The 1,366-nt window shown below is 73.2% G+C and carries 1 pseudogene; it reads right to left on the reverse strand.

Annotated features, from left to right (window positions below):
- Window positions 1–24 precede the first annotated feature (24 nt).
- Window positions 25–1,366 (reverse strand): annotated as a pseudogene (locus AC1D15_RS32420) (hypothetical protein); the annotation flags it as partial.

A 1,366-nucleotide genomic window follows, 5' to 3' on the forward strand; every position in this document is an offset into this window, starting at 1 on the left:
GCCACCAGCGCGGCAGCCCGAACGTCAAGGCATTCGTCGCGTATCTCGAGCAGGTGTTTCCGGGTCCGCCGTGAGTTGAAGGACGCCGCGCGCGTCCTCGCGCAGATCGGCGACCAGCCGCGCGGCCCGCGCCAGGTCGGCCGTTCGATGCCCGTCGGTGAACCGGGCGCGCACCGCATCGACCAGCGCTTCGGCCTCGCCGGCGCGGCCGCCATCGACCAGCAGTTCGGCCAGGCTGAGCGCCGCGCGCAATTCCAGCGCCAGCGCGCCTTGCCGCCGCGCCAGCCCCAGCGACTGCCTGAAGAGCGCTTCGGCGCCTGGACGCGCGTCCTGCCGCAGCAGCTCGCCCTTGATGCGAAGCAGCTCGGGCAGGAACCAGCGTTCTGCTGTCTGTTCGCACAGCGCGAGCGCATCGTCCAGCGTCGCCAGCGCCTCGCCGGGCCGGCCCGCCAGCRCCTGGCCGCGGGCCAGTGCGGCGCTGTAGAACGACTGGCGCAGGCCATATCCCGATGCACGCAGCTGGCCGAGCAGGCCCGCGAGCTCGTCGACGCAGGCACCATCGCCGCGCTCGATGCTGATCATGCCCTGCAGGCAGCGGCTGAGCAGGCACCACACGCTGAGTGCATGCTGCCGCAGGTGCGCGCGCAGGCGCAGCATCAGCGCGTCGGCCGCCGCCAGGTCGCCGGTGTAGAGCGCGATCGGGATGGCGGTGTGCCCCAGCGCATTGCACAGCGAGACCGGGTGGCTCGCGGCCTGCGCACTCTCGACCGCCTCGTGCGCAATGCGCACCGCCTGGTCGGCCAGGCCTTGCAGCCACAGCACGGTGGCCAACGTGCCCCGCGCGACGACGCGCTGGTCGAACTGGAAGCGGGAGATGTCCGCATGCTGCACCGGGTCGGCGTACGCCCGCAGCACCTTCTCCAGGCGCGCGCGGGCGCTGCCCTGCCGGCCGAAGTAGTGCAGGTTGGTCGCGATCAGGCGCTCCGCGCCCAGCCGGTCGGCGGCATCGCCGTGCCGGCGTGCCGCGTTGCGCAGGCGGCGCAGGTAGCCCAATGCCGTGCGGTACTGGCCCGCAAAGACCAGGTAGACCGACAGCCCCCACAAGGTGCGCAGCTGGAATGCGGCATCGCCGCCGTCGTCGGCGTCGCGCAGCGCGGCCTTCCACAGCGCATCGGTCTCGGGGCGCGGCCCGCGCGTGTAGAGCGTGGCGAGCGCCAGCGCCGCGGCCAGCTGCATGCGGTCGCGCAGCGCCAGCAGCGATTGCCGGGCGCCGATCGCCAGTGCCCGTTCCGCGCCGTCGCGGCACTCGTCGAGCAGCGAGAGCTGCGTCCACAGCGGGATCGCGCACACCGTCAACGCGATGCCC

The sequence above is a fragment of the Rhizobacter sp. P2_H2 genome (assembly GCF_056403375.1).